Below are 22,815 nucleotides of genomic sequence, written 5' to 3'. Positions count from 1 at the left end.
CCCCCGGCCGACAAACACCACCGTCACCTGCGGCTTCGTCAACGAGGAAATCAAGGTCGAGATCGAGGTGACCGCCCGGCATCGTCCGGCGGCCTAGACCTCTCGGGCGGCCTCCAGTCGCGGCGACAGGGCCTGTGCTCGCGCCGCGAGATCGCGCAGCTCGCCCGACGAAAGAGCCCGGTTGGGCAGGTTGAGATTGACCTGTCCGATCAGCTGCCCTGCCCCGTCCCGCACCGGCAGGTTGACGAGGCATAGACAGCCGATCGCGGTCAGCCTGTCGATGCCGCCGAACATGGCGCGCAGCTCCTCCTCTCCGCGAAACACCTGCGTCTCTCCGCGCGCGCGCATCCGCGCCATGGCCGGCGCGTCGTCGAAACGTTTGCGGCCCCGGGCCGGCACGATGTCCGGATCGGAGGAATAGAGCCGCTCCGCCGCCGCCTCGTGATACACAAGGACCGTGGTGCAGCGGCACCCGAACCGTGCGGCGGCCCAGTCCGCGAAGGCGTCGTAATCCATGGCTCAGATCCGGTGATGATGGTTTGCCGCGCCGTAGCGCGCGCTCAGGGCCGCGAACTCCGCGCGCGCCTGCGGCAGCAGGAACCCCTCTGCGATCAGCCGGCAGACCGCCTTCAGGATCGCCTCGGAATAGGCGGCGGGCGTGGGATAGAGCTCCGTGATCGCCGGGCGCGGATCCCCGGTCAGCGCCGCCTCTTCGGGCGTTTCGGGCAAGGGAATGTAGCTGCCCATGAACGAGAACAGCATACCGCGCCCGCGGAGGTTCCAGCCGTGTAGCTGCCCAGGGGCGCCACGACCATCGGCGCCAGCAGCCCCGCGACATCGTTGCCAGGCTCGTCGGGCACCGGCACCAGCACCGCGTGGCGTGCGCCGGTCTCGAGCGGCGGATGCGCCGCGGCCGCGCCGGCAGCGTAGCCGGGGCCGTAATCGAGAACCGGCAGATCGTTCGCGCCCTGCGGCAGAAGCGTGCCGGGGATCGCGGGGAACAGCTCCCGGTAGGTCTTCTGCGCCGACAAGCGTGCCGTCCGTCACGCTCGGGATCCGCGAGGGCGGCGGGGCGCCCCCGTCGGTCAGCCAGCGCCGCATCAGCGTCAGCGTGGCCGGAAAGAACGGCGCGGTGTGCACGTTGTTGAAATACTCCCGGCACGGCCCCTTCACCGGCGGCGCGACGCGGGTGTCGGCCCAGTGCTGGGCACTTGCCCGGATATAGATGCGGACGCTCTCGGGCTGCTCGAGGTCGCGCCCCTCGGTGTCGGTGTGCACGAGCGAGCCGCGCCGGTACCAGTATTCCGACGACGTCTGCGTGTGGATCACCTTTGGGTCGGTGCCGGGGTGCCGCAGGATCGCATCCCGCGCCCCGCTCACGTGATCGGTGCTTTCGGCGTAGGAATAGGGGAACTGGTCAGACGGGTTCGCCCGGTCCTCGTATTCGGGCGAGGCCGCGACCACGAGGTTGGTGAAGCGGTTCATGTTGGTCTTGCCGCCGCCCGAGATGTGCGGAAGCATCCCGTCGAAGACGCAGCGCCCGGCATGATCGGCGTTGAACCCGCGCCAGAGGAAATCGCGGATCGCCCGGCCCGATTGCGACCGGCCCCATCCGATCGCATGCCGGATCGCTCCGGCCAGCGGGTTGCCGGCGCCGCCGTGGCGCAGAAAGCCGAGTGTCTCGCTGATTAGAACGAAGCCGACGTCGATCGCCAGCGCATCCTCGGCGTCGTATTCCAGCGTATGGACCCAGCCGGGGCGGAACCCGCCGAAAAGATGCAGGTGCCGCGCACAGGGCACGATGGCCTGCTCGGCCGCCATGACGTCGCCCGCCCCGAGGCCCGCGGCATCGCCGTCGTTCCGTTCGAACGCCCAGTCGTCGGCGCCGATCTCTTCGGCCGGCGCGTCCGGATAGCGCCGCCGGGTCAGGCGTGCCGCCGACGTGTCGAGCGACGCGGCAGGGTAGCTCCGGGTGCCGGTCTTGGTGGACAGCGGCAGAACGCGGGTCGCCTCGTCCTCGACGATGAACTCTGCGGCGATGCGCGTGGGCGCATCGTCGACATAGCCGGGCAGCGCGCAGCTCATCCGCCCGTCGCCCCGCGGCACATCGCCCTGCCAGGCCACCACGACGAGCGTGTAGCCCTCGCCGAGAAGCCGGCCGTTGCCGGCGTCGGACATCGTTCGGGTGTCGTTACCCGGAGCCCCGTTGTTGAAGAACTGCAGCGCCCGCTTGTTGCCGCGGTTGATGAACTCGAAGAGCAGTATGCCGTTGCCGCGCGCCGGATCCTTCGGCGTCAGGATGAACACGTCCGAGCTTCCCCGGATCCGGCCGTCCGCGTCGGTCTCGATCCGGTCGGCCTCGAACATGCTGTCGGTGTAGCGACAACCAAATAACGACCATCGACCTCCGCTAACCCATTGATTCAACGGGAGTCGAACAGTGTATTTTTTGCGGTCTTGGCCATTATACAACCAATTCATGACCGTCAGGATCACCCGAAAATATTTCTTGGGTTCCGATCGAAGCGCTCCGAGAACGTAGTGCACAATCGCAGACTCAGAAAGCAAAAAAGGGCCGCCGAATGGCGACCCTCGATACGTTCTATTTCTGCGCCCCCTGCCCCGTTTCCACCCGAGGCAATGTCCCGGGCTACGCTGTGCTGAACTCGGGAAGCCGAGCGACCTTGTAGAAATCAACGCCGACCTCGGATTGACTGACCACCGGTCGAACGCCTCGCGACTTCAGACGAGAAATCACGTCCTCCCGCTCGAGGTCGTGCTCGTTCGCGATCCGAACCGCGGTCGTGAACTCGGACATGAAGGAAACCACTTCCCGAGCGTCGAACCGGTGAAAGCGATGCCGCCCGCCCCGGCCTTCGATCACCGTGGACGGCAGCCGCGGCGCGACCTGACGGTCGACCAGCGCCCAACCAGTGGCCTTCGGTATCCGCAGCTTTCCGAAGACCGTGTTTGCAGAAAGCCCGGGCATATGCGCTGCGACTGCGGCGCGGACTTCAGCCGGATCGACGAGCACGGCCGCGATGCCGTGGACACCCTGAAGACGGGCGATGTTCTCGAGGAAGCCGCCGAGAATGAGATGGATGATCTCGATGCACAGCGCCCTCGATTTCTCGGCCGCTTTCGAAATTGTCACCATTCCCGACGGCACGGTCGCAACCGGCCGCGCCGGAGCGTGGAGATCCGCGATCAGCTTGGCGACGGCGTCCTCGCCGACCGACTTCCACATGCGGCCAGCGGAATCCTTGGGCCCATCGGCAAGCGGCAGGAGCAGACGCTCGTTGAGGAGCTGATCGGCCACGGGGCGCGTGCAGCCCAGCGCTTCGTCGAGTGTGCTTACGGTGATGGCACGCGGGACCGGAGCGGCCAGGTTGCGACCGGCCTCGGCGTCGAAGAGGTGATATGCGCTGATCTCCGGCTCGGCCGGGATAAGCCCTCCGGCCGCCAGGATGTTGCGCAAAGTCATCGGGTGCAGACCACTTTCGCGCGCGAGGGACTGAACGCTATGCAGTCGACGCTCTGGCAACGCTTCACCCAGAATTACCTCCCCTGAACCGATCGCCATGGTCTCGAAGATGTGCTCACGCATGATACGCGCGATATCACCGGGCGCCTTGCGCAGCTTCGTCGCGGACAGCCATTCCCAGAGCATGCCGTACATTTTGCGGCGGCCCGGCACGGCGCCGGTGCGCTTGAAAGCGTTTTGCGCCTCGTGAAGCGCCCGTTGAATGCCGGCCTCCCCTTCCGATGTCACCTCGAAGCCGATGCGACCCGCTTCGTCCCACTGATCTTGGCTGAGTTCGGAGGCCTTTGCGGACGGACCGAATGCTACCAGCGCGCCGACGAACTCCGAGGTCTTGATGGCTTGCTTGAGCGCCTGGCTGTCGAGCCACGCCGGGCCAGCTACGCCGTCCAGTCGCGACAGGACATAGCCCTGCAAGCGTGACGGTGATCTTTGGGTACAGCCGTCGATCAGGTGGCGAAGATCGTCGCCGCGCTCAGGCACATGACGGGCCAACTCGAAGTACTTACGATCGTGACCTTTGACGCGGCGACGGACGAGTGAGAGACCATGCCGCGCGCAGGTCCGTACGGGGCGCAGGGTCCAGGCGAGGCGCTGGCGGCGGAATACGGCGACATCCGTGGCGTCGGCATCATCCTCAAGCAGGCACGCCGGGCAGAAGGTGGTGTCGGGACGCGACAACATCTCTGCGCTCAGCTCGTGGCCACGAAGGACGTAGTCGTCCTTGGCAGTGCTGCGCATGGCGTTGCGGCTCAGCACCGCCGGGTCCACCCCGGCGATGGCAGCGAGGCGATTAACGGCATCGGTATTGCCGAGAGCCAGGGCATCGGGCTGCACGCCGATGTCATGGAGGAATGGGACGAGCGGTTTGTCGATATGGAAGGCCGCGAGACGCGCACTGAAGGACAGTGGCGTTTCGTCGGCGTGGCATTGTAGATGCGGGAAGAGGACGGGCATGTTTGAGTTCCTGTGAAATCGGCGAATTTGGCGTGCGTGGGTGTGCCTGATGCACAGCGGGGATCAGCCGAGATCGATCGACGACCACCGCGGCGAGAGGAAGATGTTCCGGTCGACCTCGCACCCTTCTTGCTGGAAGAAGGCGTCGGCGAAGTGCTGTATGTCGAGCTGGGTATCCCCGCGCATCAAAGCGATCTCGATGGCGGAGATGATCTGCTCGATGCAGATGCCGAGGCGATACCGGCCGGCATGGGCGAGACGATCGATGAGGTCGGTCTGCTTGGGGCGATCAAGATTGGCTCGGTCGCAGAATTTGCCGATCATTCCCCAGATCAGCTTGCTGTCCGCCGCCGTGGTGACCGGCGGTAGTTCAAATTTTGCGAACCGCCGCTGCACCTGGTAGTCGAACGAGATGCTGTCGGTGAGGCTCTCGATCCCGCAAAGCACGACAACAACCGACCCGTTGCCCTGCATGAGCGATTTCAAGGTCCGGAGAATATCGTAGGCCTCTGATTTCGATTTCCGTGGAAACAGGTCGTGCGCTTCATCGATCACGAGAACGCGGGTACCGAGAAGCCGGAAGCGGGTTCTGACGTCGTTCCAGATTTCCCAGGCCGTCCGCCTGTTGGCGAGTTCCGGGTACCCAGTCTTCTTCAGGATCTCGAAGCCCACGCTCTTCACGGTGGCGGGGTTTGGCACAGTGATCTCGACGACAGGCATGAGGGCATCTTCGGACGGCTGGAGCGCCGGGTGCTTCCCGACCGCTTTTGCGATCAGTGAGGTTTTCCCGCTACCGGCCCCGCCGACAACGGCGATACCGCGCTTTTCGCCGGCGGCCCTCATGGCCTCACCGGCCATGATCGGATTGCCGTTCACGTCCATCGCCAGAAGTCGGTCGAGCTGCGCGCGAAAATCATGATCCCGCTTCAGGGTCACGTATTTCCCGCGCAGGTCGGAAACGGTGGCGCGGATCGTACCGCGGTTTTGCAGATCTTGAGTAGTCATCTATTTATCCTCGATGTCGAAGTCCGGTTCATCCGGGTCGTCACCCTGGGATGGGTCACGCTCGGAACGGTTCGGATCTGCGTACGGCGAGGTCGGCGCGGAAACGCATCTTCGAATTTCAAAGCGGTTTCTTTGACGTTTTCGTGATCTCCCTCAGACGGAGTGAAGTCTTCTCCGAAATCAGCGGAAGTCGCTCGTTGCGGCTCGCCCTGCGCATCGGGCTCAATTGCGAAGCCGATGAACAAATTCTTCTCTTCCTGCTCAAGCTGCTCTTTTGACCAGTCTTCTGAAAGGAGGCCCACACGTTTCATGGCCTCGCCGTTGATCTGCTCGATATCGTCGATTGCCTTGTGGACGATGTGTTCCTCGAGCGCGGCCTCGTGTTTGAAGCGGGCCCGGAGCTTGTCGCAGGCTTGGCGCCAAGTGGCGGCTCGCACACCTTGATGACGCGCAAGGACCGACGGGACCTCGATCCACTCGCCATCGATCTCGACGGCGATGGCCCCGATATCCTCGCTGTACCAGCGCAGGTTAAGCTCCTTGTCCCGCTTGTGCAGCATCGTCTCGGCAAGGAATTCCGAGTGATAGCGCACGCCGAAAATGGTGATGCCATCCTTTTGCACGGAGCGTTTCATCCGCGTCCCGAAGGCCAGTCTGCGGCGCCGCAGGTCTGCCGGCGGAGCAACCCCGTACTCCTCGGTCAGCCGCTTCCAGCAGTTCGCTGGTGTTTCTCCATCGAGCCCTTCATGCGGCGTGCGGTGATAGATATCGACGACCCAGCGAGTGAGCGCCGCGCAAAGGTCATCTACGGTCAGCGCAGCACGTCCCTTCGAGTCGTAGTCACCGCGCTCGACGACGTTGCTAAAGGTCCGCCCGGTAAGACGAGCCAGCAGGTTGACTGAAATCGTCCGGAACACCCGCTCGATCCGTGCCCGCATCTCCGGAAGTCCGGCCGGCGCATGCTCGAATGAAACGCCAAGATCTCGTGCGGCTACTCGCACATCGTATGAGACGTATTCACTCCCGCAATCGGCCAAGATAAGTTCCGGCGTTCCGCGCATGGGCCACGGGCTGAGCGTGCCTACCGCGTCGGCCCAGACGCCCTTGTCACGGCCGATCATGTCGATGACTTCGAGAGTGGTCTGCGCATTGGGTGTTTGCGATAGCCGCATCGCGATAATGCATCGCGTGGTCGTGCAGATCGCGACGGTAAGATGCCAACGCTTCTTCTCGCCCGTCAGGCCGAAGCTCAACTTCTCGTCTTCCGTGAGGAAGTTCAGAAGCCCTGAATCGGTGAGCAGGGTGATCAGATCGACCTTCCATGTATCGATCTCGACCCACTGCAACGGGCGGGTCAGGTCCAGACCAGTGCCCACCGGAGCGTACTTGCGCCGCGCCGCCTCAGCCCCGAGACGGGCAACATCGCACTGATACGGGTCTAAGGCTTTGATCGCCTTGCGGACTGTCTCCTTCGACGGGCAAATCAGGTCCGGCCGACCCTCCGCGCGGAGTTCTTCGTTCTTTCTCCTGATGGCTTTCTTTACGTCTTCATAAACCGCCGACTGGGTCATGCCCGGCGTCATGTAATTGCGGACACAATCCGCAAGAACCATTCTTTCCTCAAGGCGAAGCCGGGCCTCACGGTTTCCGCGTTGCCCGGTGCCATTGTAGAGCCCGCAGACGCCGAAATCTTCATACGCCCTAAGCCAGCGCCTCAGCGTCCTCGCACCGAAGGCCGGAACCTTGAACCCCGAGGAGCTACCGGACATCCCGTCGTATTGGCTCGGCGTTTCGAGCATCCGGGCGGCCCTACCGGTGATGGTGTCTTTCGCGTTCGTGATCGACGCATCCGTCCGCACCACCTTGCCTTCCCGTTCGAGGGCAAGGAATGCAAAGACGACAGCTTCCTTTCCGCGGGCCACGCGATGCATGGCATCGGGCAACTGCGAAAGGAGGTCGGCAGGAAGCGCCAGACGGGCCTTAGCGTGGGCGGGTAGCAGAGCACCACGTTCGTGCTGGATGTGTCCGAGATCCGCGAGCCTTGCGATTTCGGTCCGGCAAAAGGTCTCAGTTAGTCCCGTTCCATCAAGACGGACGAACTCGTATCCGTGATCTCTGATATCGAACGGGCGATACTCAATTCCACCGATAGTTACCTTGTCGCCCTTGAAGAAAGCGAAACGGGGCGTGTCGCCGCTTGGTGCGAAATTCAACATTACGAGGCCCTCCGGCGGACCAGCGTATCGGGAGAGATCCGTTCATGTGCGACGAGCTCGAGCTCATGACTACGGATCATGCGAACGACGGATCGGAAGCCACTCCCCCGGCACTCGGCTGCGGTGGCGATGTCTGAAATCCGCGCCGCGCCGACAATGGACGCAACGACCTCGCGGACGGCACCGTCTGGCTCCGGATCGGGCTGCCGCACGGCGTGGATCAGCTCGGCGTTATGAACCTCGATGGGGTCGAGATCGGCCATGGTGATCAGGCTGAGGCGGTCGGCAAAGGCGGGAACGGCCCGATGCGCCAAGCCACGCAGCCACAAACGGAATTCCGGATCGGATGCCTTCGGCTTTTTCTTCACCACCAGTGCGATGCGCCTGCCGTCGCGCAGCGTGACGCGATAGTCGAAGAAGTGCCGACGCGGCTTTTCTTCTTCATCCAGCCAGCGGAACAGCACCTGGTTCTCGAGGTTCACCACCTCGGGACGCGCCAGCATCACCAGTGCAACCATGAACTCTGTATGGCTCTCGAACTCGATCTCGCGACCTTCGTCGTCACCGTCGATGAAGCTCCCGGTGAAGTGCTGTTTCACCCCCATCTTGATGGAGCGGTCCCCAAGGGGTGGGAGGGGGAGTCGGACGCTCCCTGTCGGTGTCATGTGCATGGTCGTCTGCCTTTCGAACCAATCTGCGTTCGGGCGCGGAAATTTATCCGGGCCGTCCTCCGCGGAAGCGCCATCGGCGAAAAACTTGTATCGCCTTGTAAGCGCCGGATTCTTTCCTGGTCGCCGATCGCGTCACAGCAGCCGGCGAGTCACCGAAAGCTTGGCAGGCTACGCGCCGAGCAACCGCATGATGGCTCTCTCGGCGGCGATGGCATCGAGCGCGGCGGCACGGGTCCTCTCGAAGTCAGCCAGCAGATCTCGCACCCGGAGGAGGTGTTCACCCCGTTCGGTGTAGATGGCGATCTTCCGAAGCTCGTAGCTCTGTCCCATGGCGTCGTAATGGGTTTCGACGGGGCGTCGCTCGATGCCGATGACCTCCGCCGCGAGATCACGCTCGAAAATGCCGCGGAGGGTCTCGACCGAGGCGTCGTCGCGATCGTCGAACGGGTTTCGCTCGGCGAACCGCTTCAGGCTGCGCGCGACGAAACCGAACGTCTCGGCGCTGCCCCCGGCGTAGACGGCATGGGCTTCCGCCTCGAGGTCTCGTCCGAGCCGCATGGCCTCCTCCGCGAGGCTCTGGAGCGACCGTTCGGTGTTCTGGTGTCTATTCATGTTGGACTCCCGAAAGCCCGGCCCCTGCGGCCAGGCGTCAAGACCCGGTCTCTGCGAGAGAGACCGGGAGGATCTCAGGCAGCGAAGACGTCGATGTCGTCGAACACGCGACCGCAGTCGGGCTCGCACCCGATGTCGTGCAGGAGATCGTCGAGCTGCTCTGTCAGCAGACAGATTGTCTCGACCTCAGCCGATGCCGGATGCAGGTTCGCGAAGAGCGCCGTCTCCAGGCACTCGGGATCACCGACATCGTGCAGCGCCAGAAGCTGATGGAATGCGACAAGGTCGCTCTGGATGCAGCGGTCGACGCGGGTCGCTGCCTCGAGCCGCAGCGCGCAGGAGACCACGCGGGCCTCGGCTGCCGCCCGTCCCAGCAGCGCCGCGGCCTGGGCCAGGTGGTGCCCGTGGTCGAAGAAAAAGCAATGCACGCTGTCGAGGAGCTCGTCGCGGTGGTCGAAATTGGCAGAGTCGAACATTGGTGTCGCTCTTCATGTCTACGCTGCACCGATGCGGCAGCTTCAAGATCGCCCTTCCCTCCTTCCCACGGCGTACTGTCGTTGCTTCGAATTGAAGATTGGCCGATCGACCCGGCGACGAAGGAAAAAGTTCAGAAAATGTGCTTGATCGGCTGTTCCGGGGGAAATCCAGCCAAGATGTTCATTCCTGTGGGACGGCGATCCCAGGCGGAAATCTGGCCGAATCTCCCTCTCCAGACGTTCGACATGACGCATTCGGTACGGTAGCGTCCTGCCATGACGGCTTTCGAGATTGCGTTCGTGACTGCGTACTTGGCGTCGGCCGTGACTGGCCTCGCATTCGTTGCGTACACCCTGCGTACGGCTGTGCGACCGCGGCCCCACGATCCGGAGGCCGTGGATCGGCTCATCGCGAAGGTGCGGAGTCCGCGTGCGATCGCGATGCCATCATTCAACGACCGCTGGGATGAGCGGGATCATCAGGATCGCCATACCGGCAAGAGACCGGCGACAGAGGCGGCGGGGGCCGAGAATGATGCCGGTCGCACGCCTCAGGAGTTCGACTTGGAGGCAGCCGCGGTGGCGCTTGACGACGTATGTCGGCAGTTCAATGTCGAACTGCTTGGCACGCCGAGTGGGGTTCGGATCTTGCCCAAGCAGCGAGAATGAGCTGAAAACCCGTCCACGCGCATAACAAATCCGTCAGATGAAGCCAGACATGAAGATCGAAGCAATTATCGTTCGCATGCTTCCGGAAGGCCTATTCCCGACGCCACAAGAAACATCGATGTTCTCTGGCAGAAGCCGCTCTGATATTATCAGAATTCGGAGAGCTACTTCACAGAGGTGTCGTATGTGGGCGGATTCCTGAAGTTCGCTGCAGGTGCGCTGTATTCCTGCCAACTCAGATGAAGCTGACATCCACCCGCCTTCGGCAGGGGATCTTCACTGCTGCACAGCCGGTATGCCCTTTGGAAACCTAATAATACGAAGTTCCCGTCCTTCAACAATACTCGGACAAACCGCGGAAAGAAGTCTCATTTGGTCCATCGCGATTTATCCCATCGACCCCAAACGCAGATGCAGTGTGTATTAGGCTTGCGCATAGACACCTCTTGCGCCCCCATCCTGTTCAGCAAGGCGAAGCGTGCGTCGGACAACTTTTGAATATCGCTGTCTCCAGCAGAACGATGTAGGTCGAAGGTAATCTGGCTAATTTCCGGAGTTTGCTCCGCAACTAATTGAGCAAAGCCACGGAGAACTATTTCCGCCACTCCGCTACCTTGCAGGTTTCTATCCACGGCAAAGTGATCGACATGGAGGGTTCTGTCTTTTATCGACAATGTCTCAAACGTTGCTATGGAATGCGGACCCTTCTTCACGTAGCAATCCGGCGCTCGTGACAATGTCAGCATGTAGGGCTTACCACCGTGGATGCAGTAACGGATGGTAGCTACAAGCTTATCGGGCGCTCCGGCGAAATCCTGATACGTGATAGTTTTGGTTTTCAACCAACGTAACATGGCAGCGTTCCTTTAGATAAACTTCTCTACCATCATTCCGAGAACTGTAGGTATGCCCTGAATCGTCGACCTACACCCGTCCGGAATTTTCTACACACCTTTACGAAAGGCCGTTTCGGAGAGGCCGCGCCTCGGCGATGCCCATCATGGCAAATGGCAGGATCAGGCCATCCATCGAATCGCTCAATGTTTTCCCTCGAACATCATTCGGAGATCATGGTCGTGCCGCAAAATGGCATCTATCGAAGAGAGCGCATTGCCGACCAATACATCGTCTCGGTCTTTATCCGGGTCACCGCTCTTGCCTCCGTGGAAGAGGTTGTTTCGGACGCGTCGAAGAGAGCCTACTAACTCTTGGATGTTCGAAACTGCGCCTACCTGCTTCCAACTCAGGTAGCCTTGGCCGTCGCCAATTTGGCGCTTTGGCGGCGTCTGTAGTAGAACGTTCACACTGCCTTCCGCCTTCATTGCATTAAAAAAAGATGCGCCAAGACGTTCATTGGCAAACCTATCCCAATCAACTTCGGCCTTCTGGTTTCCTGCAGTTTTGCAATAGCCGATTTCCTTGAGGGCAAATTCAAGGCGCATCATGACCTTGAAGAGCCGGTCGGCTCCTACCGGATGTTCCTCTGACTTTGAATAGTTCACCTCAACAGCCGCCAAAATCGTCGCCTCCTACTGAAACGCTACATATTATTATTATCTTTACGACAGGTAGCATGCCATGTCCAATTCAGAGAAGCTGCCCTGCGGCAATGAAGGCTGCTAAGAGCGACCGGTATGGGCCGGCTTAGCAGGCTTCCGTCCCGATCAAGCGTTCGACCAGCCGCGGTCCCGTAGGTCGGCTTCCAACCCCTCTTGACCAACGCTGCGGAGCGTGTGAATGGCCGCTCCGACGACAAATTCCTCCTATGGCAGCGTTTAATATACGTTTTCCGATTTGAGTCGCAGAGTTCAGCCAGGCCAATCTGGATGGGGAGCCATTAAAACCGATTTCCATCCAATAGCTCGGCCCCCTGTCGGGATCGAATGCGCCGAAGGGTGCGGGAGTGACATCCGCAGTCCTCGAGGTTATGACCGCTAAGCGGGTCAAACAGGCGAGAGATGACGTTGGGGAAAGAGCTAACCAAGCTTCGGCATCGCCATGAGGCAAGGCAACGTCTCGAGGATCTGGACAAGGAGCGTAAACTCGTTCACGTCATCCATTACTCCTGTGAATCCTTCTATGATATTAAGGACGGCCGCACACCGCGAGTGACCTCTATCGCCGTTCGCAACTATGCATCCGGGCAAACGAAGTCCTTCTCAATTCACAAGTCGGCTGAGCAGAAAAACGTGCCGAGCGAGGAGATCTCCGACCGGTACGATGAACTGGAACGGGAGATGCTCGGAGAGTTTTTCGAATACCTCAAATATCTTAAAGGTCATCGGTTTATTCACTGGAACATGCGCGACATCAACTATGGGTTTCCAGCCATCGAGCACCGCTTCAAGATCCTCGGCGGCGAGCCGATTGTCGTTGAAGACGACCGGAAGTTCGACCTCGCTCGCGAACTGGTTGCCCTCTACAGCGTGAAGTATGCTCCGCACGGAAAATTTGGCCGGATGCACAGCCTCATGGATATGAATTCGATCGGAGCAAAAGATGCTTTGACGGGAAAGGAGGAGGCCGACGCGTTCGATAATGAAGAATACGTCAAACTCCACCAATCGACATTACGCAAGGCGGACGTTATTGCCAATCTGCTGGACCGAACGCTGGATGGCAGCTTGAAGACTAAGGCGACGTGGCGAGAGCGCCATGGCATTCACCCTGTCGCTCTGCTCGAGTTCCTAACCGAACACTGGATTTGGGCGATCATAGTTGCGGTCGGCGTCATCGTCAGCATCATAAGTGGTATTTGGTCGCTGGTCTAACGCGGTGAGCTACAGATAGCGGAAACGCTTATCGGTCGCGAAGCTGGCGAGGCAAAAGCAAACAGACATTCACGCGCCACTGGTGAAGGTACGGTTTTTGTCCCGAACAGCGGACCTCCGGGTCTTGGACGCTGGTGCACACAGCCATGAAAGTCCGGTGTGGGTAAGCGGCGATGCAGCAACAACGATCCTGGCGAAAGGCAGGTTTGGGCCGTACGCGTTGGCGACCCTGCTCACCGGATAGGGATGGCTCGGTTCTTCAGCCGTTCGGCCCAGCAGAGCCGCCGCTACTTCACCGGGTATCCGAGCCGTGCGAGCATTACCTTCATCGCCGAGATTTCGGCCTCCTGGGTGTCGATCACGGCTTGTGCCATGGCTGCCACCTCGGCGTCGTCCGATCGTGATCGTTCGAGAAGGGTGCGCGCCATGTCGACCGCGCTCTGATGGTGCGGGATCATGAGAAGCAAGAAGTCGGCGTCCGGATTGCCGGTCTCCTCGACGGTCTCCATCGAATGCATCATGCTGTCCATGGCGTCCGCATAAGGCGATTCCGCTTGACTGCGCGACATCTCGGCGTCGCTTTTTCCGTGATCCATCGTCTGAGCACCAACGGGTGCCGTGGACAGAAGTGCAATCACGAAGATTGATGAGATCGCTGCAACGCGACGCGAGACGGTTGTCATATTGATATTCCTTGGAAGAACGGGACGAGCGTCACCCTGCGAGGCGATTAGGTTGTATGTGTCCGTTCCGAGACCCCGGGCAAGACCCCACGCGACCATGTCACGGCGAATTGCATTCAATACGGCTGCGCCTCAGGGCACCCGTTTTCGCCGCGCAAGTTCCCGGTACAGGGCGGGTGGCGTGACCCCGATCCAGTCCGCGACGCGAACCCAGCCACCGGATTCTGGCAGGCCGTGCAAGTCGATGTACGCGTCGAGCCGGTCGCCAAGCCGCCGTAGCCGGAGCACCTCGACACGAGCGCGCAGGACCTGGATCTCGCGCGCCGCCTGGGCCATGGCCGACACCGCGGGCGACGCTCCGAGCCAGTCTCGCACGCGCGACGCGGGCTGCACCGCAACACGCACGTCGGTCTCGCAGATCGCATCGCAATGGGTGACCTCGGACCAGAGCGAGCCGGGCGCTACGACCTCGCCTGGCCCTGCCGTTTGCAGGATAAGCGCTCCACCGTCGCTCAGGGCGCGGCGCAGAGAGACGCGGCCCTCGCGTACGAAGAACAGGACGCTCGACGGGGCTCCCCGGTGAAACAGGACCTCACCGGCGTCCAGCCTTCGCTCCGGTGCGTCGGTGAAGACGGAAGACCAGATATCGGACATGATCGCGATCATGTCCGCTCCGCAATGAACGTGCAAACATCTCACGATCGCAACGACACCCGGACCCGCATCATGACAGTTCTTCGCCCCCTCACGATCGCCCTTGCCTCACTTGCGACGCCGCTGGCCGCGCAGACTGACCACACTTCTATGCATCACGGAGCCGATTCCGGTCGGGCGCCGCTGACCGAGCCCGGACAGGGCGCATTCGCCGCCATCGCCGAAGTGGTGATGCGGCTCGAAGCCGATCCATCGACCGACTGGTCCAGAATCGACCTCGACGCGCTTCGGGCGCATCTCGTGGACATGGATCTCGTCGCGACCCGTGCCCGCGTGCGGGTCGAGCGCCTGCCCGATGGCCTGCGCGCGATAGCAACCGGCGACGCGGCGACCGCAGCTGCGCTTGGCCGCATGGTCCCCGCCCACGCGGCGCAGCTTGCGGCGGACGCGTCATGGACCGCAGATGGAGAGGCGACAACGGACGGCGCCATCCTGACGGTGACGTCGGACGACATGGCCACGGTTGCGCGCATTCACGGCCTCGGGTTCTTCGGCCTCTTGGCCAGTCAGGACCATCACCGTGCCCATCACCTGGCGATCGCCACCGGCGGATCGCCGCACGGCGACTGAGACAGGTTGCCCGTTGGAAATACCCCCTTTAGGTATGGCGCATGTTTCGGGTCCTCGCCTCACTCCTGCTTTGCGTGCTGATGAGTGTCGCCGGCGCCGCCTCGGCTACCCACATGCCTACGCGCGGCGATCATTCGACGGCGGCCCCTCACGCGACAGAGCAAGCCGCCGATCCCCATGAGAGCCATGCGGTCGCTCAGGCCGAGTGCTGCGACGCTCTCGGCACCAAGGTCGGCGGACCTTGCCAGACCGACGCCATACATACCGCGGCGCTGCCGGGCGAACCGGCCCGGGCTACGGCACAGCGTATGAGGCCTGTCGTGACGCGGCTTGCCCACGGCCTGATTTCTGCGGTCCCGACGGGTCCTCCGAAAGTCTGATCGCCGCTCTGAACGGGCTCGCCGACCAGATATTCAGACCAAGGACCGATCCAATGACCAATCGACGCCAGTTCCTGGTGCTGTCCAGCGCCGCTCTCACCGTCGCCGCCCTTCCTGCCCGCGCCGCGACGCCGATGCATGTGCATTCGGCACCGTCCTGCGGCTGCTGCCACGCCTGGGCGGACCTGGCCCGCGCGGCGGGCTACGATGTCACCGTTACAGAACTGACTGATCCTGGCGCCCAGAAGGCGGCCATGGGCGTGCCCGCGAACATGGTTTCGTGCCATACCATCGAAGCAGGCGGCTATGTCTTCGAGGGCCACGTGCCGTTCGAAGCGGTCGCAGCCGTCCTGGCCGATCGCCCCGCCATCACGGGCCTCGCCGTGCCGGGTATGCCGATGGGATCGCCCGGTATGGGCGATGATCCTGCGGCGCGCTTCGACGTGATCGCATTCGGCGGAACGCCAGGCGCGGGCCGGGTGTATTACAGGGCCGGAACGGCGCAGCCCTTCGAGGTCTGACATGGGCGGGACCAAGGCGCTTCTGGGCGGCGGCCTGCTGGCCGCCACACTCATCGTGGCGGTCGTCCTGTTGCGGCCCGCCGGCGTGCAGGATGTGCGGCTGGTGCCGGACGACGAGTCCATGGTCGCCCAAGGGGCGCAGATCTACGCCGCCGAGTGCGCGTCCTGCCACGGTGCCGATCTGGAAGGGCAGCCCGACTGGCGGTCGCCCGGACCGGACGGTCTGCGGCCCGCGCCACCCCACGATGCCAGTGGGCACACGTGGCACCACGACGACACGACGTTGTTCATCCTCACCAAGCACGGTCTCGCGGGCGTGTTGGACGACCCGCCGCTCTCGGGGATGCCGGCCTATGAGGAAGTGTTGACGGACGAAGAGATCGTCGCCGTTCTGTCGTACATCAAATCCAACTGGCCCGATGAGATCCGGGCCAGACACGATGACATGAACGATCAGGCCGGGCCCTGATCAGTGATACAAGCCAAGATGGCGGGGTCGAAATCGGAATCTTCAGGGGTCACGATGCCGGCCCAATCGAAGCTCAGACCCGGCCGGTGCGTCCGCTCTCAATGACGGGGGAGCAAGCGCTCGACCTGTCCGCACCGCAGGGCGAAGAACTGCGGACGGAGGGGGTGCCATGGGACGGATGAGCGGGGTAAAGCTGAACGGCGTGGACAGTGACTTCCGCGCGCTTCTTGCTGCCCGGCGTGTCTGGGCGTTCGACGGCGTCTTGGGCTACATGGACGAGCCCGCCTTCCGGGCAAAGCGTGGTCGCACGATGCGGATGCGGCAGATCGACGACACGGTATGGCCCCACGGCATCCGCCTGCACGGGCATCACTTCACCGTCCTGTCGCGCGGCGACACTCCAGATCCGCACCGCGATCGCCGCGAAACCGTCTTCGTCCTGCCGAACGAAACGGTAGAGATCACCTTGGTCGCGGACGATCTTGGGCATTGTCATATGCTGGGTCACCAGGCGTCGGGTGTGGTCACAGGTTTGAGGTCACCTGACCCAGCGCAGTATCAACCGCGCGCCTTGTCCAGCAGGTCGAGAAGCTCGGTGAACTTCGCTCGTTGGTCCTCACGGTCGCCCGAAGCGAGGGCGTCCTCGATGCAATGGGCCGCGTGGTCGTCGATCAACAGCTTCTCGACACCCTTCAGCGCCGCGCGCACGGCCGCGATCTGCGTCAGGATATCCACGCAGTAGCGATCCTCCTCTACCATCCGGTTGATGCCCCAGACCTGCCCTTCGAGGCGTTTCAGACGTTTGAGCGCGGCTTCACGGTTCTTGTGCATGACAGGATATAAAGGGCTCGGCGGCGTCAATGTCGAGAGGCGACACCAAAGAACGTCGGTCCCTTGACGATACCCATAAGGGGTATACCTGAGAGCTTATGAAACACGACAGCAAACACAAAGGCTCCTACGGCCGGTTCGCCGCAATGATCGCGACCTCGACGGTCGTGATGTTTGGACTGATGTATCTCAATACCTATGCGTTGGATCACGTCTTCTTTTCGCAGACGCGAATGTGGATGGCGCTCTACATGGGTGCAGTGATGGCGATCATCATGCTGGCGTTCATGTTGGGCATGTATGGCAACCGCCGGATCAACATCGGCATTTTCGCGGGCGCAGCGATGGCATTTGCCGCGTCGCTGTACCTCGTGCGCTCCCAGGACACGGTTGAAGACGTCGCCTGGATGAAGGCGATGATCCCGCACCATTCCATCGCCATCATGACATCCGAACGCGCCAACATCTCGGACCCTCGCGTGCGCGCGTTAGCAGATGCGATCATTCAGGCGCAGCGCGCCGAGATCGAGGAGATGAAGCTCTACATCGCCGATATCGAGGCCAACGGAGACGCCCCCACGGGCACGCCGCGGGAAAGGCAATAGCACCACGGAGGCTACCATGCCGAAAGACATCCTCGCAGATACTCGCGACGTCTCTGACGTCACCACCGATCCTGCATCTGACGCGACTGGCAAGACGGCTGTGCTCTATCGTATGGCGCTGCCGAACCACCTCTGCCCTGCTGGGCAGAAGGCGCGCTGGTTGCTCGACCGCCAGGGCTACGAGATCGACGACCGCGTGTTCCGCACCCGCGACGAAGTCGACGCCTTCAAGGCGCGGTTCGACGTGCCGACGACGCCGCAGGTCTGGATCGAGGGCGAGCGCGTCGGCGGCTATGACATGCTCCGGCAGAAGCTGACCGACCACGACCCCAAGGCGACCACCTACAAGCCGGTCATCTACCTGTTCGCGGTGGCCGCGGCGACGGCGCTGGCCCTGTCCATCGGGTTCCTCGGCGCAATCACATGGCAGACGCTGGGTTGGTTCATCTCGATCTCGATGATCCTGCTGGGCATGCAGAAGCTGCGCGACATCGAGAGCTTCAGCACGATGTTTCTGAACTACGACGTGCTCGCGCGGCGGTGGGTGCCGTACGGCTATGTCTACCCTTGGGTCGAAACCGGAGCCGGCGTGCTGATGACGGGGATGCTGCTGACCTGGCTGGCGGCACCGGCGGCGCTGATCATCTCGACCATCGGCGCCTGGAGCGTGTTCAAGGCGGTCTACATCGACAAGCGCGAGCTGAAATGCGCATGCGTCGGCGGCGGCTCGAATGTGCCGTTGGGCTTCGTGAGCCTCAGCGAGAACCTCGCCATGATGGGCATGTCCATCGTGATGCTGAGGATGCTCCTGGCCTGATAGAATGCCCCGGCCCAATATTTGCGCCGTTGCCGGGGCCACCGTGTGACTTGCCGTGATGGACTCGCGATGGTGCGTAATGGTGCCTGTGCCGGAATGGGAACGGTCGGCCAAAAAACGGCGCTGAGTGGACGAGCTGGCCCAGGTCCCGAAGTCACAGCATGATTTGGCGCGGGCAGCCAGAGTAGTCTTCTGCTGGCATCAAGCATGTAGAAATACTGCGTTCGGCACTTATGGCCACTTCAAAGAAACGGTGTTGCAGTAGAAGCGATCTCGACGAACGTTCGGTTTGGGGAAGCTGCGGTGGGGAATGATATTGGGCGGTGAATGGCTCGTGTGGGCTGGTCATAGCGAGTCTTCGTAACGCGGGGTTTCAGCACGGTTGAAACAGGCAGTGCATCCTATGGACTAAATTTATCGAAATTTCTCTTCGCTCATCCTCATGTCGGCCAATCTTCCGGCTACCTCAACTGGAGAACCGCATGGCACGACCGGATGAACGCGAAAAGCACCTTGGTTGGATCGAGGTCCAACTGCGACTGGACCACCCGAAATTTCCAAGCCTTCAGATCATCGCGGACTCGCATTACGGGTCCTTCAACAATGTCGCTTGCGTGGAAATATGGGGGGTAAGGGACCGTTGCCGAATGGAGAAGATCCAAGAACAGGCGAAGGGGCTCTTGCGTGACCTTGGGTACGAGGTTGGCTATCTTTCCGGGCTGGATACTTACGAACTATACGTCGAGAGACCTGAATCGGCGCACGAGAAGATCGAGTTCCTGCGATCCCTGAATACTGCGCTCGCAGAGTCGAGGAAGCCTGACGACGCTTCCTGACGGTCTGGCGGGCAAACTATCCAGTGAGCTCCCTTCGGGCTCACCTCCCGCATGCACCGCTTCTCAGGACGATGTGAACGAGGCTACCGTCGAAAAAGCCACTCAGAAACACGGCAGAGGCAGCCAGTACAAATCGATCCCTTAGATTGCCGGCTTCCTTGCTCGCCGTTAGGGTAGCAAGAAAATGAGGGGCAGGCATGTTCGAGAACGCATTCAACAACGATGATCGGGCTCTACGGAACGACGAGGGAGCAACGCTCGAGTTGAACTACGCCAGCAGATGGCATGGCGGCTCTTCCTCAAGCACCTCGACGACGGTGCGAAGAGACGAGGCCGAGCTCAAGGGCAAGGACTACAGCCCTATCGTTGACACCGCCTACAGCTGGAAGATTGGAGCCGCACCCGGCCTGAGGAGCTACGCTTGCGCGGACGATCACATCTTCTACGCTGCCGATCGGACCCTGTGTAAGTAATTATGGGCAAGCGGCTCCTTTCAGAACGGGATATTTGCAGCAAGTTTATCCTACCGGCTTTGATGGATGCTGGGTGGGACCTACAAACGCAGATCGCTGAGGAACGCACGCTCACTGCGGGTCGGATCATAGTGCGCGGAAGGCTTGTAGCGCGGGGGCAGAAAAAGCGGGCCGACTTCGTACTCTACCTGAAGCCGAATATTCCGATTGCCGTGATCGAGGCGAAAGACAACCGCCATGCAATCGGCGATGGTATTCAGCAAGCACTTACTTACTCGGAAATGCTTCAAGTGCCCTTCGCCTTTTCGTCAAACGGCGATGGCTTCGTTTTCCACGACAGAACGGGGCAATCGGCTCAAACTGAGACCGAGATTGGGCTCGACAGCTTTCCTTCGCCCGAGGAATTATGCGCGAAATATTTGGCGTGGAAAGGACTGACCGAGACCGAAGCCAATACCGCCCTCCACCCATACTACGAAACCGGTAAGGAGCCTCGCTACTACCAGACGAACGCCATCAATGCCTCTCTGGAAGCGATCGCCAAGGGTCGAGATCGGCTCCTCTTGGTGATGGCGACCGGCACCGGGAAGACTTTCACGGCCTTCCAGATCATCTGGCGCTTGTGGAAATCGGGCAAGAAAAAGCGGGTTCTGTTCTTGGCTGATAGAAACGTTCTTGTAGACCAGACCATGGTCAACGACTTCCGGCCCTTCATCGGATCGATGGCGAAGCTGTCGACGCATTCCAAAACCATTGAGCGGTCAGACGGCACAGAGGAAAAACTGACCTTAGCTATGGACGGGCGTCGGCGCATCAACACCGCCTACGAAATCTACCTGGGGCTTTACCAAGCGCTGACCGGCCCGAAAGATAGTCAGAAGATCTACCGCGAGCTGAGCCCGGATTTTTTCGACCTGATCATCATTGATGAGTGCCACCGCGGAAGTGCAGCCGAGGATTCCGCATGGCGCGAAATACTCGAACATTTTTCAGGCGCGACGCAGATCGGCCTGACCGCGACGCCGAAGGAAACCGAATACGCTTCCAACATCGATTACTTCGGAGACCCCATCTACTCTTACACCCTGAAAGAAGGCATCGATGACGGTTTCCTTGCCCCCTACAAGGTTATCAAATGCCATGTAGATCGGGATATCGAAGGCTATCGTCCGAGACAGGGGCAACTCGACCGAGATGGCAACGAGGTCGAGGACCGGATCTACAACACCAAGGACTTCGACAGAACGCTTGTGATCGATGATCGCACCAAGCTTGTTGCCAAGCGTATCACCCAGTTCCTGAATGAAAGTGGAGACAGGATGCAGAAGACCATCGTCTTCTGCATCGATCAGGAACACGCAGGCCGCATGCGCCAAGCTCTGATCAACGAAAATCAGAATCTGATCGAAAAAGATAGCCGCTATGTCATGCGGATCACGGGCAACGACAAAGACGGTTTGAACCAGCTCGCAAATTTCATTGACCCCGAGGCGGACTATCCCGTCATCGTGACCACATCTCGGCTGTTGAGTACGGGTGTGGACGCGCAGACCTGCCGCCTGATCGTGCTCGACCGTGAGATCGGTTCGATGACGGAGTTCAAGCAGATCGTCGGGCGTGGCACGCGCGTTCATGAAGACACCGGAAAATACTTCTTCACGCTGATGGACTTCCGGGGGGCAACGTCCCACTTCGCCGATCCAGACTTCGACGGAGATCCTGTGCAGATCTACCAGCCGGGTCCAGATGACCCAATGACACCCCCGGAGGACGAAGATACTCCGGCAGGGGACGGGGGCGAGGGTTTCGAGACAGTTATTATTGATCCTATCGACCCGGGCCCAACGGGAGATCCGAACGGTCCTGATGGATCTGATGTGCGTAAGGGACCACGGAGAAAGATCTACGTCGACGGGATTGGTGCGACAATCATCAGGGAACGCGTCGAATACCTGGACGCGGACGGAAAGCTTGTCACTGAGAGCCTCAGTGATTTCACGCGAAAGCACCTCACGCGCCGTTTCGCGTCCCTGGATGACTTCCTCCGCCGTTGGCATGCAGAGGACCGAAAGCAGGTCATCATCGACGAACTCGCCGAAGAGGGCCTTGACCTGCAATTGATCGGCCGTGAGATCGACAGCGATCTCGATCCCTTTGACCTCGTTTGCCATATCGCATTCGGCGCCAAGCCTTTGACCCGTCGGGAGCGGGCTGAAAACGTCAAGAAGCGCGATGTCTTCAATCGGTATGGGGATCAGGCCCGCGCTGTCCTGGATGCGCTACTCGAGAAATACGCTGACGAGGGACTGCTGACCCTCGACGACACGAACATCCTTCAGATAAACCCGTTTTCCCACATGGGAACGCCAGTCGAGCTCATGCGAGCCTTCGGCAAGAAACCCGACTACCTGCGAGCGATCCATGACTTGCAGGAAGCTCTATACGACGAGAGTGCGTGACAGTGTCCAACGCTAAGCAACAAGGAGAGCTCGATGGACTCTGTGGGATGTATGCGATTGTAAACGCGCTGCGAAAGATGGGTGTTTCGCGGGAAGATGAAGTTTTTCAAACTTGTTGCGAAGCTCTGTGCAGCAGCAGGTGGCCGGATACGCTTTGGGAAGGAACAACACTTCGAGATATCGAAGTAATGCTCAAAGGGTGCCGAGCAGCAGATATCAAAGGCGTAGAGCGTATAACAGTTTCATATCCGTTTCGCCGGACGGAGCCTAAGTCGAATAAGGAATTCTGGGACAGTTTTTACGAACTCTTCCAAGAAAACAGAGCTAACAAGTGCGCCATCCTCGGCCTGGCGGAACCTTCGTTGCATTGGCTCGTAGCGAACCCGAATGGGTCAGGCATTCGCTTTACTGACTCGGGCGTGAGGAAGCCCGTTACCGTGCCCCAAAATATGATCTACGCGGGAAGCAGAAGAAGCGGCAAAGAAACCCACCGCATCGAGCGGAAAGAGGTGATCCTCTTTGAAAGGCACAGCTAATCA

The 22,815-nt window shown here is 60.9% G+C and carries 25 protein-coding genes and 1 pseudogene; 12 read left to right on the top strand and 14 right to left on the bottom strand.

Annotation, left to right across the window (positions count from 1 at the left end; all coding sequences use genetic code 11):
* Positions 1-93 precede the first annotated feature (93 nt).
* The 9 genes from RM543_RS10460 to RM543_RS10420 form a co-directional block, all read right to left on the bottom strand.
* The gene (locus tag RM543_RS10460) at positions 94-516 is read right to left on the bottom strand and encodes a hypothetical protein (protein ID WP_311691271.1); all 423 of its coding nucleotides are present in this window, start codon (positions 514-516) and stop codon (positions 94-96) included.
* 3 nt (positions 517-519) lie between these two features.
* Positions 520-2,367 (bottom strand): alpha/beta hydrolase domain-containing protein, encoded by a 1,848-nt coding sequence (locus RM543_RS10455; RefSeq protein WP_311691269.1) that lies wholly within the window; start codon positions 2,365-2,367, stop codon positions 520-522.
* Between the two features lie 283 nt (positions 2,368-2,650).
* Positions 2,651-4,498, bottom strand: a complete 1,848-nt coding sequence (locus RM543_RS10450; RefSeq protein ID WP_311691267.1) for a TniQ family protein — start codon at positions 4,496-4,498, stop codon at positions 2,651-2,653.
* 63 nt (positions 4,499-4,561) lie between these two features.
* Positions 4,562-5,380 (bottom strand): TniB family NTP-binding protein, encoded by an 819-nt coding sequence (locus tag RM543_RS10445; RefSeq protein ID WP_311691265.1) that lies wholly within the window; start codon positions 5,378-5,380, stop codon positions 4,562-4,564.
* Positions 5,381-5,499: 119 nt separating this feature from the next.
* A complete protein-coding gene (locus RM543_RS10440; protein ID WP_311691263.1) occupies positions 5,500-7,719 on the bottom strand; it encodes a TnsB C-terminal domain-containing protein in 2,220 nt (739 codons plus the stop codon).
* The gene (locus tag RM543_RS10435; protein WP_311691260.1) at positions 7,719-8,318 is read right to left on the bottom strand and encodes a hypothetical protein; all 600 of its coding nucleotides are present in this window, start codon (positions 8,316-8,318) and stop codon (positions 7,719-7,721) included. Before RM543_RS10435 ends, RM543_RS10440 begins: the two co-directional genes overlap by 1 nt.
* Before the next feature lie 240 nt (positions 8,319-8,558).
* On the bottom strand, positions 8,559-9,002 hold the full coding sequence (locus RM543_RS10430; protein ID WP_311691258.1) for a hypothetical protein: 444 nt from the start codon (positions 9,000-9,002) through the stop codon (positions 8,559-8,561).
* Between the two features lie 74 nt (positions 9,003-9,076).
* Positions 9,077-9,478, bottom strand: a complete 402-nt coding sequence (locus tag RM543_RS10425) for a hypothetical protein (protein ID WP_311691256.1) — start codon at positions 9,476-9,478, stop codon at positions 9,077-9,079.
* 131 nt (positions 9,479-9,609) lie between these two features.
* The gene (locus RM543_RS10420) at positions 9,610-9,756 is read right to left on the bottom strand and encodes a hypothetical protein (RefSeq protein WP_311691254.1); all 147 of its coding nucleotides are present in this window, start codon (positions 9,754-9,756) and stop codon (positions 9,610-9,612) included.
* Between RM543_RS10420 and RM543_RS10415 the strand changes: the two genes are divergently transcribed.
* Positions 9,755-10,147 (top strand): hypothetical protein, encoded by a 393-nt coding sequence (locus RM543_RS10415; RefSeq protein WP_311691252.1) that lies wholly within the window; start codon positions 9,755-9,757, stop codon positions 10,145-10,147. The genes RM543_RS10420 and RM543_RS10415 overlap by 2 nt on opposite strands.
* Before the next feature lie 368 nt (positions 10,148-10,515).
* Here RM543_RS10415 and RM543_RS10410 read toward each other — a convergent pair whose 3' ends face one another.
* Both RM543_RS10410 and RM543_RS10405 read right to left on the bottom strand, forming a co-directional pair.
* Positions 10,516-11,001, bottom strand: a complete 486-nt coding sequence (locus RM543_RS10410) for a hypothetical protein (protein WP_311691250.1) — start codon at positions 10,999-11,001, stop codon at positions 10,516-10,518.
* A 183-nt stretch (positions 11,002-11,184) separates the two neighbouring features.
* Positions 11,185-11,664 (bottom strand): hypothetical protein, encoded by a 480-nt coding sequence (locus tag RM543_RS10405; RefSeq protein ID WP_311691248.1) that lies wholly within the window; start codon positions 11,662-11,664, stop codon positions 11,185-11,187.
* A gap of 441 nt (positions 11,665-12,105) precedes the next feature.
* Here RM543_RS10405 and RM543_RS10400 point away from each other — a divergent pair, with 441 nt between their 5' ends.
* Positions 12,106-12,918 carry a hypothetical protein gene (locus RM543_RS10400; RefSeq protein ID WP_311691246.1) on the top strand — a complete coding sequence of 271 codons (813 nt, stop codon included), beginning with the start codon at positions 12,106-12,108 and terminating at the stop codon, positions 12,916-12,918.
* 287 nt (positions 12,919-13,205) lie between these two features.
* Here the strand turns inward: RM543_RS10400 and RM543_RS10395 are convergent, their stop codons facing one another.
* Together RM543_RS10395 and RM543_RS10390 are read right to left on the bottom strand one after the other, a co-directional pair.
* A complete protein-coding gene (locus RM543_RS10395) occupies positions 13,206-13,601 on the bottom strand; it encodes a DUF305 domain-containing protein (RefSeq protein ID WP_311691244.1) in 396 nt (131 codons plus the stop codon).
* A gap of 132 nt (positions 13,602-13,733) precedes the next feature.
* Positions 13,734-14,267 carry a Crp/Fnr family transcriptional regulator gene (locus RM543_RS10390; protein ID WP_311691242.1) on the bottom strand — a complete coding sequence of 178 codons (534 nt, stop codon included), beginning with the start codon at positions 14,265-14,267 and terminating at the stop codon, positions 13,734-13,736.
* 60 nt (positions 14,268-14,327) lie between these two features.
* Here RM543_RS10390 and RM543_RS10385 point away from each other — a divergent pair, with 60 nt between their 5' ends.
* The 4 genes and pseudogenes from RM543_RS10385 to RM543_RS18950 all read left to right on the top strand — a co-directional run.
* Positions 14,328-14,885 carry a hypothetical protein gene (locus tag RM543_RS10385; protein ID WP_311691240.1) on the top strand — a complete coding sequence of 186 codons (558 nt, stop codon included), beginning with the start codon at positions 14,328-14,330 and terminating at the stop codon, positions 14,883-14,885.
* Between the two features lie 433 nt (positions 14,886-15,318).
* A complete protein-coding gene (locus RM543_RS10380; protein WP_311691238.1) occupies positions 15,319-15,786 on the top strand; it encodes a DUF411 domain-containing protein in 468 nt (155 codons plus the stop codon).
* A gap of 1 nt (position 15,787) precedes the next feature.
* Complete coding sequence (locus tag RM543_RS10375) at positions 15,788-16,255, top strand: c-type cytochrome (RefSeq protein WP_311691236.1); 468 nt, start codon at positions 15,788-15,790, stop codon at positions 16,253-16,255.
* A 169-nt stretch (positions 16,256-16,424) separates the two neighbouring features.
* A pseudogene (locus RM543_RS18950) lies at positions 16,425-16,733 on the top strand (multicopper oxidase domain-containing protein); the annotation flags it as partial.
* 80 nt (positions 16,734-16,813) lie between these two features.
* Here the strand turns inward: RM543_RS18950 and RM543_RS10365 are convergent.
* Positions 16,814-17,086, bottom strand: a complete 273-nt coding sequence (locus RM543_RS10365) for a metal-sensitive transcriptional regulator (RefSeq protein WP_311691231.1) — start codon at positions 17,084-17,086, stop codon at positions 16,814-16,816.
* 98 nt (positions 17,087-17,184) lie between these two features.
* On the opposite strand from RM543_RS10365, the gene RM543_RS10360 reads away from it, so the two are divergent.
* The 6 genes from RM543_RS10360 to RM543_RS10335 all read left to right on the top strand — a co-directional run bounded on the left by RM543_RS10360 (position 17,185) and on the right by RM543_RS10335 (position 22,812).
* Positions 17,185-17,691: a DUF305 domain-containing protein gene (locus RM543_RS10360; RefSeq protein WP_311691229.1), complete on the top strand. Its 507-nt coding sequence runs from the start codon at positions 17,185-17,187 to the stop codon at positions 17,689-17,691.
* A gap of 16 nt (positions 17,692-17,707) precedes the next feature.
* Positions 17,708-18,508 (top strand): MauE/DoxX family redox-associated membrane protein, encoded by an 801-nt coding sequence (locus RM543_RS10355; protein ID WP_311691227.1) that lies wholly within the window; start codon positions 17,708-17,710, stop codon positions 18,506-18,508.
* Between the two features lie 647 nt (positions 18,509-19,155).
* A complete protein-coding gene (locus tag RM543_RS10350; RefSeq protein WP_311691225.1) occupies positions 19,156-19,344 on the top strand; it encodes a hypothetical protein in 189 nt (62 codons plus the stop codon).
* Positions 19,345-19,541: 197 nt separating this feature from the next.
* The gene (locus RM543_RS10345) at positions 19,542-19,817 is read left to right on the top strand and encodes a hypothetical protein (protein ID WP_311691223.1); all 276 of its coding nucleotides are present in this window, start codon (positions 19,542-19,544) and stop codon (positions 19,815-19,817) included.
* 2 nt (positions 19,818-19,819) lie between these two features.
* Entirely contained in the window at positions 19,820-22,276 is a 2,457-nt protein-coding gene (gene hsdR, locus RM543_RS10340; RefSeq protein ID WP_311691221.1) for an EcoAI/FtnUII family type I restriction enzme subunit R, read from the top strand.
* A 2-nt stretch (positions 22,277-22,278) separates the two neighbouring features.
* The gene (locus RM543_RS10335) at positions 22,279-22,812 is read left to right on the top strand and encodes a hypothetical protein (protein WP_311691219.1); all 534 of its coding nucleotides are present in this window, start codon (positions 22,279-22,281) and stop codon (positions 22,810-22,812) included.
* Positions 22,813-22,815: the final 3 nt, after the last annotated feature.

Origin of the sequence: Tropicimonas omnivorans, assembly GCF_031846565.1 — a bacterium.
In the GTDB taxonomy this organism is placed as follows: Bacteria; Pseudomonadota; Alphaproteobacteria; order Rhodobacterales; family Rhodobacteraceae; genus Tropicimonas_B; species Tropicimonas_B omnivorans.
This window is presented reverse-complemented; position numbering and strand designations above follow the sequence as displayed.